The organism is Streptomyces sp. NPDC050439, assembly GCF_040655335.1.
Lineage (GTDB): Bacteria > Actinomycetota > Actinomycetes > Streptomycetales > Streptomycetaceae > Streptomyces.
On the sequence record NZ_JBFAJT010000002.1, the window covers coordinates 1231582 to 1248012 of the forward strand.

Here is a 16431-nt window from a genome sequence, read left to right on the forward strand (position 1 = left end):
GAACCCTTCGGGTCAGGTGGTTGAGGCCGAACGTCGCTGGACGAGCACCGCGGCGACGATGATCGCGCCCTTGGCGATCTGCTGGACTGCGGTCTCCAGGTTGTTGAGCGCGAAGATGTTCTGGATCGTGATGAAGATCAGTACGCCGAGCACGGAGCCGATGATGGTGCCCCGGCCGCCGCTGAGCAGGGTGCCGCCGATGATCGCGGCGGCGATGGCGTCGAGCTCGTAGAGGTTGCCGTTGGTGTTCTGGCCGGACCCGGAGAGGATGATGAGGAGGAAGGCCGCGATGCCGCAGCAGAGGCCGGAGAGCAGGTAGAGGTAGAGACGCTGCCTGCGTACGTCGATGCCTGCGAGCCGTGCCGCTTCCGCGTTGCCGCCGACGGCGACCGAGCGGCGCCCGAAGGTGGTGCGGTTCAGGAGCAGCCAGCCGACGACGGTGACGGCCGCGAAGACAAGGACGAGCGGCGGGATGCCGAGGACGTAGGAGTCGCGTTCGCCCAGCTTCAGCACGCTGTCGACGGTGACCATCTGGGTCTTGCCGTCGGTGATCTCGAGCGCGAGGCCCCGTCCCGAGGCCAGCATCGCGAGCGTCGCGATGAACGGCACCATCCTGCCGTACGCGATGAGCACGCCGTTGACGAGGCCGCAGGCCATGCCGACGATCACCGCGGTGAACAGGATGCCCGCGAAGCCGTACTCCTGGGTGGCGACCGTCGTCGCCCACACGGAGGCGAGGGCGACGATCGCGCCGACCGACAGGTCGATGCCGCCGGAGATGATCACGAACGTCATGCCGACCGTGACGACACCGATGACGGATGCCTGGGTGAGGATCAGCTGGACGTTGTCGGTGTCCAGGAACGAGTCGGGCTGGGTGATGCCGCCGATCAGGACCAGGACGGCGAGCACACCGAGCAGGGACAGCGTCCGCACGTCGGCACGTGCGGCGATTGTCCGCAACGGGCTTGCGCCGTCCGCCGGTTGACTCTTCGATGCGGCGGGCCGTGGCGGCGATGCGGGCTGCGTCATGACGCCGGGCTCCCTTCGAGTACGAGGTCGAGTACGCGGTGTTCGTCGAGGTCACGGGCGGGCGCCGTATGGACGACGCGGCCCTCGCGAAGGACCAGGACACGGTCGGCGAGGCCCAGGACTTCGGGCACTTCGCTGGAGACGAGCAGGACGGCGAGGCCGTCGTCGGCGAGCCTGCGGATCACGGAGTACAGCTCGGCGCGGGCACCGATGTCCACGCCGCGGGTCGGCTCGTCGAGCAGCAGGACGCGGCAGCCGCGGAGCAGCCAGCGGGCCAGGACGGCCTTCTGCTGGTTGCCGCCGGAGAGCGTGCGCACGGGCGCGGTGGGATTGTCGGGGCGCAGCGAGAGCTCGCGGGTCGCGGTCTGCGCGGCCTTCCTCTCGGCGCCTCGGTCGAGCCAACCGCCGCGCGAGAAACGGGACATGGAGGAGACGGACACGTTGTTGGTGACGGACTCCAGCATCAGCAGGGCCTGCGCCTTGCGCTCCTCGGGGGCGAGCCCGAGGCCGGCGCGGACGGCGGCGCGCACACTGCCGGGCTTCAGCACCTTCCCGCCCACGCTGACTTGGCCGGCGGACGGCTTGCGCGCGCCGTAGATCGTCTCCAGGATCTCGGAGCGCCCGGAGCCGACGAGGCCGGCCAGGCCGACGATCTCGCCGGGGCGCAGGTCGAGGTCGAGGGACTCGAACTCGCCGTCGCGGGCGAGGTCCCTGACCGTCAACACCGGTTCGGCGACAGGTGGTTCGACGGGCCGGTCGGGGAAGACGTACTCGACGTTGCGGCCCGTCATCATGGCGACGACCTCGCGGGTCGGGGTCTCCTTCGCGGGGAGTCCGCCCGCCACCGCGCGGCCGTCCTTGAGGACGGTGACGCGGTCGCCGATGCGGCGGATCTCTTCGAGGCGGTGGGAGATGTAGACGACGGCGACGCCGTCCGCGGTGAGATCGCCGACGATGCGGAAGAGGTTGTCGACCTCGTCCGGGTCGAGGGCGGCGGACGGCTCGTCCATGACGATCAGGCGCACTTCGTGGGAGAGCGCGCGGGCCATGGAGACGATCTGCTGCTGGGCGGCGGAGAGCTCACCGACGAGCGTTCCCGGATCAATCTCTGCGTGCCCAAGTCGCTTGAGAAGGGCCTCAGTTGAGGCCCTCGCGTCCTTGCCGCGCACCACGAATCCCGCCGCCGTCGGCTCATGGCCGAGGTGGACGTTCTCGGCGACCGACAGGCCCTCCACCAGGTCGAGCTCCTGGTAGATGGTGGCGATGCCGAGGCGCATGGCGGCGATCGGCGACTTGAGCGTGGTGCGCTCGCCGCGCCAGGTGATCTCGCCGTCGTCGGGCTGGTGGGCCCCGGCGAGGACCTTGATGAGCGTGGATTTCCCGGCGCCGTTCTGGCCGAGGAGGCAGTGCACCTCACCGGCCAAGACCTGGAGGTCGACGCCGTCGAGGGCACGGACGCCGGGGAACGACTTGGTGATGCCGGACATGGTGAGCAGCGGTGGTTCTGGTGCCATGACGGTTCCCTTGGGCGGGTGAGGCCGACGATTTCGGGCAGGGCAGAGCAGGGCGCTGTGCTGGGTGGGGTGTTGTCGACGTACAGGTATGGGGTGGGCTGGTTCGAGCGGGTGCCTACGGACCGGCCGTCAGGCCGGTGAGAACAGGTGGTCGCTGATGAGCCGGGCGCCGCCGATGACTCCGGCGGTCGGCCCCAACTCCCCCAGGACGATGGGGAGGTTGCCGGTCGCCAGGGGCAGCGACTGGCGGTAGACCTGGGTGCGGATGGCGGCGAGCAGCGTGTGGCCGAGGCCGGTCACACCGCCGCCGATCACCACGAGGCCCGGGTTGAAGAAGCTGACGAGGCCCGCGATGACCTGCCCGGTGCGGTTGCCGCCCGCCCGGATGAGGTCGAGTGCGGTGGCGTCACCGGCGGCGGCCGCCGCGGAGACGTCGATCGCGCTGAGCTTCCCGGCGGCTTCCAGGCGGGTCGCGAGCTCCTGGGAGAGCCCTTGACCTGCGGCGTCCTCCGCGTCGCGGGCGAGTGCCGCACCGCTGAAGTACGCCTCCAGGCAGCCCTTGTTCCCGCAGGCACAGGGCCGCCCGTCCGGTTCGACCTGGATGTGGCCGATGTCGCCCGCGCTGCCGGTCACCCCTCGGTAGACCTCGCTGCCGACGACGATCCCGCAGCCGATGCCGGTGCCGATCTTGACGCAGAGGAAGTCGCCCACGGAGCGTGCGACGCCCGCGTGCTGTTCCCCCATGGCCATCAGGTTCACGTCGTTGTCGACCATGACGGGGCAGCCCAGGTCCTGGCTGATGGCCTCCCGTACGGGAAAGCCGTCCCACCCCGGCATGATCGGCGGGGCGACCGGGACGCCCTCGGGAAAGCGGACGGGACCCGGGACGCCGATCCCGGCGCCGTCGAACCCTTCCGCGAGCCCGGAGGCCTTCAACTTGGCCGCCATGGCGAGGACTTGCTCGAAGACGGCGACGGGGCCTTCGCGCACGTCCATCGGCTGGTTGATGTGGCCGAGGACCTCCAGCTCGGCGTTGGTCACCGCTACGTCGACCGAGGTCGCGCCGATGTCCACGCCGAGGAAGCGGAGGGCGGGGGCCAGGCGGATGTTGTGGGAGCGGCGGCCGCCGCGCGAGGCGGCGAGTCCGTCGGCGACCACGAGTCCGGTCTCCAGGAGCCGGTCCACCTCGACGGCCAGCTTCGACCGCGAGAGGTCGACCTGATCGCCCAGCTGGGCACGGGAGTTGGGCCCTCCGTCACGCAGCAGCCGCAGCAGTCGCGCCTGGTGCGCATTGGCGGGTCGAGCCGTCATACGTCTCACGCGCCCCTCCCCGCCTCATCGGGCAACTCATGTCGTCACGCCCGGCTCTCGTTCTTCTCGCCGGGCTTTCGAGGGGAACGTAGCAGCGCCTGCCGGGAGTGGGAAGAAGTTGCGCACGAATTACCCATGACTTTCTCCAGTCACAGGACAAAGGGGCGGACAGACCTGTCCCCCGCATGACTCCGGGGTGTGACCCGCCTGCGCGTCACGGGCAGGCGGGTCGATGCGTCAGGCGTCGCGGTCGCGGCGGTGGTACGTCTCTCGGGTGTGCTCCGTGTGGGCGCGCATGATCTCCGTGGCCCTGCCCTCGTCGCGTTCGGCGATGGCCGCGATCAAGCGGCGGTGCTCGATCCAGGACTGCTTGCCGCGCTGACGGGCCACCGGCGTGTAGTACCAGCGCACCCGGCGGTCCACCTGCCCGGCGAGTTCGGCGAGGACGACATTGCCGGCGAGCTCCATGACCTTGGCGTGGAAGGCCGCGTTCGTGGCCACCACCAGGTCCACCTCACCGTCGGCGACGGCCTTCTCGCCCTTGTCGCACAGCGCCTCCAGGGCGGTGATCCCCGCGGTGCCGGTGTTCGCGGCGGCGAGCCGGGCCGCCTCCGCCTCCAGGAGCGTGCGGACCGTGAGCAGCTGGTCCGCCTCCTCCTCGGTGGGCTCGTGCACGAACGCGCCCTGCGCGGGCCGCAGATCGACCCAGCCCTCGGTGTTGAGCCGTTGCAGCGCCTCGCGCACGGGCTGCCGCGACACCCCGAGGTGCCCGGCCAGTTCGCTCTCCACGAGGTGCTGGCCCGGCTGGAGCGCGCGGGTCGTGATCAGTTCGAGCAGCGCCTCGTAGACCCGCTCCCGGAGCGGACCAGGGCGTTCCAGCTTGGGCACCGCCCCCTGCGGCAGTCCTGTGGACAACATCGCGGTCCCCTCCTCGACGATTGCCTTTTGTCTACAGTCTACTGAGCACAATGGCCAGCACCAGGGGGAGTCGCTCCGGTCACATGGGACGGTCCCGCTACGGGCAGCGGATGACCTGGCCCGCGTACGACAGGTTCCCGCCGAAGCCGAACAGCAGCACCGGATCGCCGTGGTTGATCTCGCCGCGCTCCACCAGCTTGGACAGGGCGAGCGGGATGCTGCCCGCCGAGGTGTTGCCGGAGTTCACGACGTCGCGGGCGACGACCGCGTTGACCGCGCCGATCCGCTCGGCGAGCGGCTCGATGATGCGCAGGTTGGCCTGGTGCAGGACGACCGCCGCCAGGTCGGCCGGCGTGAGCCCGGCCCGCTCGCAGGCCTTGCGGGCGAGCGGCGGCAGCTGCGTCGTCGCCCAGCGGTAGACGCTCTGGCCCTCCTGCGCGAACCGCGGGGGCGTGCCCTCGATCCGCACGGCGTTGCCCATCTCGGGCACCGAGCCCCAGAGCACGGGTCCGATGCCGGGCTCCTCGCCGGGGCCGCAGGCCTCGACGACGGCCGCGCCCGCGCCGTCCCCGACCAGGACGCACGAGGTGCGGTCCGTCCAGTCGGCCACCTCGGACATCTTGTCCGCGCCGATCACCAGGGCACGGGTGGCGCCCCCGGCCCGCACGGCGTGGTCGGCGGTGGCGAGCGCGTGCGTGAAGCCCGCACAGACCACGTTGATGTCCATGGCGGCCGGCGAGGGGATGCCGAGCCGGGCCGCCACCCGCGCCGCCATGTTCGGCGAGCGGTCGATCGCGGTGGAGGTGGCGACCAGGACCAGGTCGATGGCGTCGGGCGCGAGGCCCGCCGCGGCGACGGCCTTGGCCCCGGCGTGCGCGGCGAGCTCGTCGACCGGCTCGTCGGGTCCCGCGATGTGCCGGGTGCGGATGCCCACGCGGGAGCGGATCCACTCGTCGCTGGTGTCGACCATGCCCGCCAGATCCTCGTTGGTGAGGATCTTGGCGGGCTGATAGTGGCCGACGGCGGCGATGCGTGAGCCGTGCATGAACGGGTCCCCCTTGTTGCCGGAGATGCGGGACCGTCCAGTCTGCTCAGCGACTCACCGGTAACAGGACGCGTAAAGCGACAGGAATCGGGCGATGGGTTTGGCGACTTCTCATCATCGCGTCACCCGGTGAAGAGCTGCGTGGCCTTGTGTACGAGCTCATACACCCCATATGCGAGCGGAACCCCCACCCAGACCCAGGCGGCGACGATCAGCGCCCGTCGGCGGGGCGGATCACTTGGCGGCGTGCCGGTCGGTGCCGTCATGGGCTGCCTCCCTCGGGGCGGGGATGTGGTGGCGGGCGTGGACAGGGCGGACGAACTCGTTCGCCACGAAGCCGATGACAAGGAGGCCGATCATGATCGTGAGGGAGAGGCCGTAGAGCCCCGCCCCGCTCTTGCCCGCCTCTTCCTGACGGTCGGCGACCCAGTTGACGATCAGCGGGCCGAGCACGCCCGCCGTCGACCAGGCCGTGAGGAGACGGCCGTGGATCGCACCGACCTGATAGGTCCCGAACAGGTCCTTCAGATACGCGGGGACCGTCGCGAAGCCGCCTCCGTAGAAGGAGAGGATCACCAGGGCGCAGACGACGAAGAGCGGCTTCGACTCGTCCCCGAAGAGGACGATCAGGAGATACATCAGTGCGCCGACGCCCAGGTAGACGCGGTAGACGTTCTTGCGGCCGATCAGGTCGGACGTCGAGGACCAGCCGATGCGTCCGGCCATGTTCGCCGCGGAGAGCAGGGCGACGAAGCCCGCCGCCGCGGCGGCCGACACCGGCGTCGAGGTGTCGGCGAAGAAGTCGGTGATCATCGGCGCCGCCTTCTCCAGGATGCCGATGCCCGCGGTCACGTTCATGCAGAGCACGATCCACAGGCACCAGAACTGGGGGGTCCGTACGGCTGCCCGCGCGGACACCTGCGGCCCGTCGAGCACCCCGGGAGCGCCGGGCGCCCGCGCCCCCTCCGTGCGCGGCACCCGCACCAGGAACACGCCGAGCGCCATGAAGACGGCGTACGTGAGGCCGTGCACGAGGAAGGCGAGCGCGATGCCGTCGTTGTCGGAGCCGAAGGAGTCCAGCATCTGCGCGGACCACGGGGACGCGATGAGCGCGCCGCCGCCGAAGCCCATGATCGCGATGCCGGTCGCCATGCCGGGACGGTCCGGGAACCACTTGATCAGGGTCGACACGGGCGAGATGTAGCCGATGCCGAGGCCGATGCCGCCGACGAAGCCGTAGCCGAAGACGATCAGCCAGTACTGGCTGATCGCCGCGCCGAGGGCCGCGATCAGGAAGCCGGAGGAGAAGCAGACGAGGGCGACCGTCATCGCCCAGCGCGGGCCGTTGCGCTCGACGAGCGTGCCGCCGAAGGCCGCCGAGAGGCCGAGCATCACGATGCCGAGCTGGAAGGGCAGCGCGCTCTGGGTGCCGCTGAGGTCGAGGGCTGATTCGAGTGGGGGTTTGAAGACGCTCCAGGCATAGGCCTGGCCGATGGAGAGGTGTACGGACAGTGCGGCGGGCGGTACGAGCCAGCGGCTCCATCCCGGGGGTGCGACGGGGGGCCTCATGATCCCGAACAGTAGGAACCCGGGTGGGGAGTTGGGAAGAGGCAAGCGCGATTCCGTCGACGGTATGCAATGTGCCGCGCGACCCCTTGCTGGGCCAACTTCCATACTGTAGACAATATTCCATCGACAGTTATGGCATGCGCTGCGGTCCTTCACGAGCATGCGATGTCGATCCTGAGCCTTCTTCGGATCCCTCAACCGAACGGAGCGCGCCACCGTGAAAGTCGCAGTCCTCGGCGCCGGTGCGATCGGCGCCTACGTCGGAGCCGCGCTGCACCGCGCCGGTGCCGACGTCCATCTCGTCGCCCGTGGACCCCATTTGGCGGCCATGAGGCAGCACGGAGTACGTGTCCACAGCCCGCGCGGCGACTTCACCGCACGGGCCCACGCCACCGACGACCCGGCCGACATCGGCCCCGTCGACTACGTCTTCCTGGGCCTGAAGGCCAACTCGTACGCGGCGTGCGGGCCGCTGATCGAGCCGCTCCTGCACGACAGGACGGCGGTCATAGCCGCCCAGAACGGCATCCCCTGGTGGTACTTCCACCGGCACGGCGGCCCGCACGACGGCCACCGCGTCAGCAGCGTGGACCCCGACGGCGCGGTCAGTGCGGTGATCGCGCCCGAACGGGCCATCGGGTGTGTGGTGTACGCGGCGACCGAGCTCGAAGGGCCCGGAGTCGTACGGCACTTGGAGGGCACGCGGTTCTCCGTCGGGGAGCCCGACCGCTCGCGCTCCGAGCGCTGTCTCGCCTTCAGCGAGGCCATGCAGGCGGGCGGCCTCAAGTGTCCCGTCGAGCCCGAACTGCGCGGCGACATCTGGATCAAGCTGCTCGGCAACATCTCCTTCAACCCGATCAGCGCGCTCTCCCGCGCCACCATGCGCGAGATGTGTCTGCACGGCGGCACGCGCCGCGTCATCGAGATCATGATGAACGAGACGCTCGCCGTCGCCGCGGCACTCGGCTGCCGCCCGGACATCTCCGTGGAACGGCGCCTGGCGGGCGCCGAGCGCGTCGGCGATCACCGCACCTCCACGCTCCAGGACCTGGAGCGCGGCAAACCCCTTGAACTCGACGTGCTGCTCGCGGCCGTCGTGGAGCTCGCGGAGATCACCGGGGTCCCGGTGCCGACGCTCCGAACCGTCCACGCCATCTCGGATCTGCTGGCCGACCGCATGAGGAGCGCGGCATGAGCGAGAACACATGGAGCGCGCCATGAGCAGGAAACGGGACCGGGTGCCCACCACGTACACCCGGCTCACCCACCCCCTCGTACGCGAATCGCGCGACGAGCCGTTCCGGCGGGCCACCTGGGACGAGGCGCTGGCCCGCACCGCGGAGGGACTACGGGCCGCGCGCGGCGCGTTCGGGATGTTCTCCTGCGCCCGTGCGACCAACGAAATGAACTACGTGGCACAGAAGTTCGCCCGCGTGGTGATGGGCACCAACAACGTCGACTCCTGCAACCGCACCTGCCACGCCCCGAGCGTCGCGGGCCTCTCCGCGGCCTTCGGGTCGGGCGGCGGCACGTCTTCCTACGAGGAGGTCGAACACACCGACCTGATCGTGATGTGGGGCTCCAACGCCCGCTTCGCGCACCCGATCTTCTTCCAGCACGTCCTGCGGGGCATCAGGAACGGCGCCCGCATGTACGCCGTCGACCCGCGCCGCACCAAGACCGCCGAGTGGGCGGAGAGCTGGCTCGGCCTGAACGTCGGCACGGACATCCCGATGGCGCACGCGATCGGCCGCGAGATCATCCACGCGGGCCTGGCCAACCGGGCGTTCATCGAGCGGGCGACGTCCGGGTTCGAGGAGTACGCGGCCCTGGTCGAGCCATGGACCCTGTCGCTCGCCGAGAAGGTGACGGGCGTACCGGCCGCCGCCATCAAGGAGTTGGCGCACGCCTACGCGCGGGCCGAACGGGCGCAACTGTGCTGGACCCTCGGCATCACCGAGCACCACAACGGCACGGACAACGTCCGCGCCCTGATCAACCTCTCGCTCCTGACCGGCCACGTGGGCCGCTACGGCTCGGGCCTACAGCCCCTGCGCGGGCAGAACAACGTGCAGGGCGGCGGCGACATGGGCGCGATCCCCAACCGTCTCCCGGGCTTCCAGGACATCCTCGACCCTGACTCGCGGATGAAGTTCGAGACGGCGTGGGACACGGTCATCGAGCCGCGCTACGGGCTGAATCTGACGGAGATGTTCGAGGCGATGGAGGAGGGCGCGCTCAAGGCCGTCTACTGCATCGGCGAGAACCCCGCGCAGTCGGAGGCGGACAGCGAGCAGGCGGTGCGGCGGATGCGGGCCCTGGACTTCTTCGTGGTCCAGGACATCTTCCTCACCAAGACCGCCGAGCTGGCCGACGTCGTCCTTCCCGCGACCGCCGCCTGGGCGGAGACCGACGGCACCACGACCAACAGCGAGCGGCGGGTCCAGCGGGTGCGCAAGGCCGTGCGACCGCCCGGCGAGGCGCGCGAGGACATCGACATCCTCTGCGACCTCGCCGAACGGCTCGGCCACGACTGGAAGTACGCGGACGCGCAGGCGGTCTGGGACGAGCTGCGGTCGGTGTCGCCGGACCACTGGGGCATGACGTACGACCGCCTTGAGTCCTTGCAGGGCATCCAGTGGCCCTGCCCTTCGGAGGAACGGGTCGAACCGACGTACCTGCACGGCCGGTTGTGGGAGGCGGACCCGGCGCGACGGGGTGTGCTCGCGCCCTTCGGGCTCGTCGCGCACGACCCGCCGGTCGACCTCACCGACGACTCCTACCCGATCCGCCTGACGACGGGGCGACGCCTCGACTCCTACAACACCGGTGTGCAGAGCGGGAGTTTCGCCTCGCCGCTGCGGCGCGGCGAGTACGTCGAGCTGTGCCCGGAGGACGCGGAGCGTTACGGGGTCGTGGTCGGCGAGCAGGTCCGCGTCTCGTCCCGGCGCGGCGCGGTGACGGCGCCCGTGTGGGTGGACCCCGGGCTCCGCCCCGGTCTGGCCTTCATGACCATGCACTTTCCCGACGAGGTCGACACCAACCAGCTCACGATCGAGGCCAATTGCCCGATCGCGGGGACGGCGGAGTTCAAGGCGTCGGCCATACGAATCGACAAGCTGACCATGTCGGCGACGTGAGGTGACATATGGATCTGCACTTCGGTGACAGCAAGCCGACGGACGAGGAGCGGGCGGCCGTCGACGCGGTGCTCGGGCCGCCGGAGTCCGCCTGGGAGGGTGCCGATGACCGCAGCGACGCGGATCTGCGGTGGGCCCGGGGCGGCCGTGCGGCGCGGGAGCGGCGGGATGAGCTGTTGCCGGGGTTGCACGCGCTGAACGATCGCGTGGGGTGGGTGAGTGAGGGGGGCCTCGACTATCTCTGCCGGCGGCTGACGGTACCGCCGGCGGAGGGGTATGGGGTGGCCACGTTCTACTCCATGTTCTCGGTACGGCCGCGGGCGGCGACGGTGGTGCGGGTGTGTACGGATCTTGCGTGTGGGGGCGCTGCGCTGTGCGGGGAGGTGAAGGCGAGGCTTGGCCCCACGTCCGGGGTGGAGGTCGAGGAGAGTCCTTGCCTGGGGCTGTGCGAGAGGGCTCCGGCTGCGCTGGTGGTGCGGGCCGGTGCGCCTGCGGCGCTTCTTTCCCCGACCCCGCCCCTTCCCGAAAACTCACCGGCGCGAGGGCCTGAGGTCACCACCGATCGCCTTGACGGCTCGTCCTCAAACGCCGGACGGGCTATGTCAGCCCGTCCGGCGTTTGAGGACGAACTCGGCGGAGCCGGTGATCGACAGCAACCAAGGCCCCCGCGCCAGAGCGGGTTTTCGGGAAGGGGCGGGGTCGGGGACAAGACCTACGTCACCGCAACCGTCGCCCCCGCCACCCCCGACGCCCTCACCCAAGCCGCCCTCACCCCCGAGTCCGCCCCCGCCGAACCACCCGCAGCCATGGCCGTCCCCCAAGCGGGGCAGGAGGGCCTGCTGCTCCTGGGCAGGATCGGCACCGTAGACCCCACCTCCCTCGACGACTACCGCGCCCACGGCGGCTACACAGCCCTCCGCACCGCCTTCGCCATCGGTCCCGCCGAAGTCATCCGCGAGGTCACGGACTCCGGCCTCCTCGGCCGAGGCGGCGCCGCCTTCCCCACGGGGAGGAAGTGGCAGGCCACGGCCGCACAGCCGGACCACCCCCACTACCTCGTCTGCAACGCGGACGAATCGGAGCCCGGCACCTTCAAGGACCGGGTGATCATGGAGGGCGACCCGTACTCCCTCATCGAGGCGATGACCATCGCGGGGTACGCGACGGGGGCCCACCTCGGTTACCTCTACCTCCGGGGCGAGTACCCCCGCGCGCTGCAAAGGCTGGAGCACGCCATCGCGCAGGCCCGCGCCCGGGGCTTCCTCGGGGACGACGTGCTCGGGCAGGGGTACGCCTTCGACATCGAGATACGGCGGGGCGCCGGCGCCTATATCTGCGGGGAGGAGACCGCCCTTTTCAACTCCATAGAGGGGTATCGGGGGGAGCCTCGCTCCAAGCCGCCCTTCCCCGTCGAGAAGGGGCTCTTCGGCAAACCCACCGCCGAGAACAACGTCGAGACCCTCGTCAATGTGCTCCCCATCCTCACCATGGGCGCGCAGGCCTACGCCGCCATCGGCACCGAGAAGTCCACCGGACCCAAGCTGTTCTGCGTGTCCGGCAGCGTCGCACGCCCCGGCATCTACGAGCTGCCCTTCGGCGCCACCCTCGGCGAGCTCCTCACCCTCGCGGGCAAGCCGGACAATCTCCGCGCGGTCCTCCTGGGCGGCGCGGCCGGCGGCTTCGTACGGCCCGACGAGCTCGACATCCCGCTCACCTTCGAGGGGACGAGGGAGGCGGGCACCACCCTCGGCTCCGGCGTCGTCCTCGCCCTGGACGACACCGTGCCGCTCCCCCGCGTCCTGCTGCGCATCGCCGAGTTCTTCCGGGACGAGTCCTGCGGGCAGTGCGTGCCCTGCCGGGTCGGCACCGTCCGCCAGGAAGAGGCCCTGCACCGCATCGTCGGGCGGACGGGCGCCGATGCCGCCGCCGACATCGGCCTGCTGCGCGAGGTGGGGCGGACCATGCGGGACGCCTCGATCTGCGGCCTTGGCCAGACCGCGTGGAACGCCGTGGAATCCGCCATCGACCGCCTGGGGGCGTACAAGTGAGTGCCGTACCGCTGGGAATCCCGCGCCGCCTCGTCGAGTTCACCCTGGACGGGCAGGACGCCAGAGTGCCCGAGGGGTCCACCATCCTGGACGCCTGCCGGGCCGCGGGCAAGGACGTCCCGACCCTCTGCGAGGGCGACACCCTCACCCCGAAGAACGCCTGCCGGGTGTGTGTCGTGGAGGTCGAGGGCGCCCGTACGCTCGCCCCGGCCTGCTCGCGCCGGGCCGAGCCGGGCATGACCGTCCTGACCGACACCGAGCGCACCCGCCACAGCCGGAAGGTCGTGCTCGAACTGCTCGCCTCGTCCGTCGACATGTCGACCACGCCGAAGGTCGCGGGGTGGCTGAAGGAGTACGACGCCAAACCCGACCGTTTCGGGCCCGACGCCGCCCGGCTCGACGAGGAGCCCAGGGTCGACAACGACCTGTACGTCCGCGACTACGACAAGTGCATCCTCTGCTACAAGTGCGTCGACGCCTGCGGTGATCAATGGCAGAACACGTTCGCGATCTCTGTGGTCGGCCGCGGGTTCGACGCCCGGATCGCCGTCGAGCACGACGGGCCGCTGACCGACTCCGCGTGCGTGTACTGCGGGAACTGCATCGAGGTTTGCCCGACCGGCGCGCTCAGCTTCAAGTCCGAGTTCGACATGCGGGCCGCCGGGACCTGGGACGAGGAGCGGCAGACCGAGACGACGACGGTGTGCGCGTACTGCGGAGTCGGCTGCAATCTGACCCTGCACGTGCAGGACAATGACATCGTGAAGGTCACCTCACCGCACGACAATCCGGTGACCCACGGCAACCTCTGCATCAAGGGCCGCTTCGGCTACCAGCACGTACAGAACCGGGACTGATCGACATGGGACGAGTCACGGAGCGCCGCCGCGTCATCCGCATCAGGGACGGGGCCGTCACCGAGCGGCCGGACACCCTGGTCGCGGAGGAACCGCTGGAGATCAGACTCAACGAAAAGCCCCTCGCCATCACCATGCGCACGCCGGGCGACGATTTCGCGCTCGCGGCGGGCTTCCTGGTGAGCGAAGGGGTGCTCGGCTCGGCGGACGACCTCCAGTCGATCGTCTACTGCGCCGGGGCGACCGCGGACGGTTCCAACACGTACAACGTGGTCGACGTGAAGACCGCTCCGGGGCTCGTCCTGCCCGACATCAATCTCGAACGCAACGTCTACACCACCTCGTCCTGCGGCCTGTGCGGCAAGGCGAGCCTGGACGCGGTCCGCACGACGGCCCGGTTCCCGATCGACGACACTCCCCCCGTCCGGCTCGGCACCGACCTGCTCGCGTCCCTCCCCGACCGGCTGCGCGCGGCGCAGCGGGTCTTCGACCGGACCGGCGGCCTGCACGCGGCGGCGCTCTTCTCGGAGGAGGGCGAGCTCGTCGACATACGGGAGGACGTGGGCCGGCACAACGCGGTCGACAAGCTCGTCGGGCGTGCCCTTCAGGACGACCGCCTGCCGCTGTCGCGCGCGGTCCTCCTGGTGTCGGGGCGCGCCTCGTTCGAACTGGCGCAGAAGGCGGTGATGGCGGGCATCCCGGTGCTCGCCGCCGTCTCAGCGCCGTCATCCCTCGCCGTCGACCTGGCCGCCGAGACGGGCCTGACCCTGGTCGGCTTCCTGCGCGGCTCCTCCATGAACGTGTACGCGGGCGAGCACCGGATCACCGTGCGGGCCGCGGCCTCCCAGGGCTGACCGGCCGCTCCCCGCTGCACGGCGGCGGGACCCCGGCCGGCGGGGAGCGCCCCCTGCGCCGGCGGGGTCCCGGTCCCGCTCCCTCAAACGCCCTGTCCGGGTTCTGGCCCCTGACCAGGCCGCGTCCATTCGTGCCACGCACGCTTCTTGTGGGGTGTCGAGCCGTCCAAGTAGCGTCTGAGGCGCGAACGTTGGACGTGGGATGTCAGGATGTCCAGTCACCTCGAAGGGTGGGCCGCGCCATGCCATCAGCTCTCCGTGTACGCCTCAGATCCCTGCGCACCGCCACGGCCGCGCTGACCGTCGTCGCCGTGGGGGCGGTGCTTCCCGGACCCGCGGCGCAGGCGGCGCCGGACGACCGGGCGGCCGGGTTCGAGCAGCAGGTGCTTTTCAAGGCCTCGCAGGATCCCGGGTACGCCTGCTACCGCATTCCCGCCGTGGTGAAGACGGTCAAGGGCACGCTCCTCGCTTTCGCCGAGGGCCGGGTGAACGACTGCGGCGACGCGGGTGACATAGACATCGTCGTCAAGCGGTCGGACGACGGCGGCCGCACCTGGAGTCCGCTCCAGGTCGTCAACGAAGGCGCCGGGGACACGCACGGGAACCCCGCCCCGATCGTCGACCGCAGGACCGGCCGCATCGTCCTCGCGGAGACGTACAACACGGGCCGCACGGACGGGCAGAACTGCGCCATACCGTGTGACCGCACCCCGCACATGCAGTACAGCGACGACGACGGCCGCAGCTGGTCGGCGCCGCGTGACCTGAGCGACCAGATCCTGCCGAAGGACTGGAACTCCTGGTACGCGACCGGACCCGTGCACGGCCTGCAGCTGACCCGCGGCCGGCACGCGGGGCGGCTCGTCTTCACCGCCAACACCGAGACCTGGGACGGCAGCCGGGTGACCGCGAACCACGCGGCCCTGATCGTCAGCGACGACGGCGGCGACAACTGGAAGATCGGCGCCAAGGACTCGTACCCGATAGCGCAGGACGGCACGTTCCGGCAGAAGCCGTCGGAGATGACCATCACGGAGCGCCCGGACGGGGCGCTCTACGTCAGCGGGCGCGAGCAGGACGGCACCGACCTCGGACATCGCACCCACACGGTCAGCCGCGACGGGGGTGACTCCTTCGTCGCGCCCTTCAAGGCCATTCCCGATCTGTACACGCCCCAAGTGCAGGGCTCCACGCTCCAGTTCGGCAAGCGGATGCTGCTCGCCTGCCCCGGCGACCCCGACCGCCGTCGCACGATGCAGATCCGCTCGTCCTACGACGGCGGCCGCACCTGGGACAGCGTGGACCGCGGCACGACCGTCACCACGGACTGGTCCGGCTACTCGGACATGGTGCGCGCCGACGTCGAGCACGTGGGCCTGATGTATGAGGGCGGCGCGGTCGACGCCCGCGACGAGATCCGCTTCGCGCGCTTCACCGAGGACTGGCTGCAGCCACGCCGCGGCCCGGACCCGACGACCTCCGACCGCGCGCCGCGCGCGAAGCCCGCTGCCGTGCTCGGCGGGGCGTCCACCACCGACGGGCGGTTCGGCAAGGCCATCTCCTTCGACGGCCGGGACGACGCCGCACGCCTGCCCTTCCGCCGTCAACTGCCGCTCGGGGCCAAGGACTTCACGGCTTCCCTGTGGTTCCGCTACTCCGCGACCAGCGGTGAACAGCCGCTGCTCTGGATGGGCGGCATCGGCACCAACCAGCCGCAGGTGTGGCTGCGCGGCGAGCCCGCGAGCAACCGCGTCACGGGCCTGATCACCACACGTCAGGGCTCCACTCCGCCGAAGTCCGCGTCCGTGCGCACCACGGGTGCCTACAACGACGGCCAGTGGCATCACATCGCCCTGCGGCGAGGCGGCGGGCAGCTCACCCTCTCCGTCGACGGCACGCAGATCGGCACCGCGGACGTCCCGGGCACGGTCACCCGCACTTCCGGGTACGGGTTCCACGTCGGCCAGCGGGTCGACAGCCGCGCGCATTTCAACGGCTCCATCGACGAAGTGCGCGTGTACGAACGTGCGTTGAGCGACACCGAGCTGGTCTCGCTCGGCGGGGAGGGCGCGGCCAGGGCGCCTGTGACGAGGGACACCGTCGCATGGCTCCCCATGGACCACATCCGCGGGAGCAACTAACG

Annotated in this window: 13 protein-coding genes; 6 read left to right on the forward strand and 7 right to left on the reverse strand. The window is 70.5% G+C overall.

Going from position 1 to position 16431, the window contains the following annotated elements; genetic code table 11:
- Window positions 1-12 precede the first annotated feature (12 nt).
- From AB0I66_RS12545 to AB0I66_RS12575, 7 genes are all read right to left on the reverse strand, one after another.
- The gene (locus AB0I66_RS12545) at window positions 13-1032 is read right to left on the reverse strand and encodes an ABC transporter permease (protein ID WP_363207729.1); all 1020 of its coding nucleotides are present in this window, start codon (window positions 1030-1032) and stop codon (window positions 13-15) included.
- Window positions 1029-2546, reverse strand: coding sequence for a sugar ABC transporter ATP-binding protein (locus AB0I66_RS12550; protein ID WP_363207730.1), 1518 nt, complete (start codon window positions 2544-2546; stop codon window positions 1029-1031). The genes AB0I66_RS12545 and AB0I66_RS12550 overlap by 4 nt, the downstream gene beginning before the upstream one ends.
- Window positions 2547-2675: 129 nt before the next feature.
- A complete protein-coding gene (locus tag AB0I66_RS12555) occupies window positions 2676-3857 on the reverse strand; it encodes an ROK family transcriptional regulator (RefSeq protein ID WP_363207731.1) in 1182 nt (393 codons plus the stop codon).
- Between the two features lie 237 nt (window positions 3858-4094).
- Window positions 4095-4775 (reverse strand): GntR family transcriptional regulator, encoded by a 681-nt coding sequence (locus AB0I66_RS12560; protein WP_363207732.1) that lies wholly within the window; start codon window positions 4773-4775, stop codon window positions 4095-4097.
- A 97-nt stretch (window positions 4776-4872) separates the two neighbouring features.
- Window positions 4873-5820: a beta-ketoacyl-ACP synthase III gene (locus tag AB0I66_RS12565; RefSeq protein WP_363207733.1), complete on the reverse strand. Its 948-nt coding sequence runs from the start codon at window positions 5818-5820 to the stop codon at window positions 4873-4875.
- A 122-nt stretch (window positions 5821-5942) separates the two neighbouring features.
- On the reverse strand, window positions 5943-6086 hold the full coding sequence (locus AB0I66_RS12570) for a hypothetical protein (protein WP_363207734.1): 144 nt from the start codon (window positions 6084-6086) through the stop codon (window positions 5943-5945).
- Window positions 6055-7389: an OFA family MFS transporter gene (locus AB0I66_RS12575; RefSeq protein ID WP_363207735.1), complete on the reverse strand. Its 1335-nt coding sequence runs from the start codon at window positions 7387-7389 to the stop codon at window positions 6055-6057. Before AB0I66_RS12575 ends, AB0I66_RS12570 begins: the two co-directional genes overlap by 32 nt.
- Before the next feature lie 217 nt (window positions 7390-7606).
- Between AB0I66_RS12575 and AB0I66_RS12580 the strand changes: the two genes are divergently transcribed.
- From AB0I66_RS12580 to AB0I66_RS12605, 6 genes are all read left to right on the forward strand, one after another.
- Window positions 7607-8584: a 2-dehydropantoate 2-reductase gene (locus AB0I66_RS12580; protein WP_363207736.1), complete on the forward strand. Its 978-nt coding sequence runs from the start codon at window positions 7607-7609 to the stop codon at window positions 8582-8584.
- Window positions 8585-8606: 22 nt separating this feature from the next.
- Complete coding sequence (locus tag AB0I66_RS12585) at window positions 8607-10529, forward strand: molybdopterin-dependent oxidoreductase (RefSeq protein WP_363207737.1); 1923 nt, start codon at window positions 8607-8609, stop codon at window positions 10527-10529.
- 8 nt (window positions 10530-10537) lie between these two features.
- Window positions 10538-12577 carry an NADH-ubiquinone oxidoreductase-F iron-sulfur binding region domain-containing protein gene (locus AB0I66_RS12590; protein WP_363207738.1) on the forward strand — a complete coding sequence of 680 codons (2040 nt, stop codon included), beginning with the start codon at window positions 10538-10540 and terminating at the stop codon, window positions 12575-12577.
- Window positions 12574-13434, forward strand: coding sequence for a 2Fe-2S iron-sulfur cluster-binding protein (locus tag AB0I66_RS12595; protein WP_363207739.1), 861 nt, complete (start codon window positions 12574-12576; stop codon window positions 13432-13434). Before AB0I66_RS12590 ends, AB0I66_RS12595 begins: the two co-directional genes overlap by 4 nt.
- A 5-nt stretch (window positions 13435-13439) precedes the next feature.
- Window positions 13440-14288: a formate dehydrogenase accessory sulfurtransferase FdhD gene (fdhD, locus tag AB0I66_RS12600; RefSeq protein ID WP_363207740.1), complete on the forward strand. Its 849-nt coding sequence runs from the start codon at window positions 13440-13442 to the stop codon at window positions 14286-14288.
- A 242-nt stretch (window positions 14289-14530) separates the two neighbouring features.
- Window positions 14531-16429, forward strand: coding sequence for a sialidase family protein (locus AB0I66_RS12605; protein ID WP_363207742.1), 1899 nt, complete (start codon window positions 14531-14533; stop codon window positions 16427-16429).
- The last annotated feature ends 2 nt before the right edge of the window (window positions 16430-16431 follow it).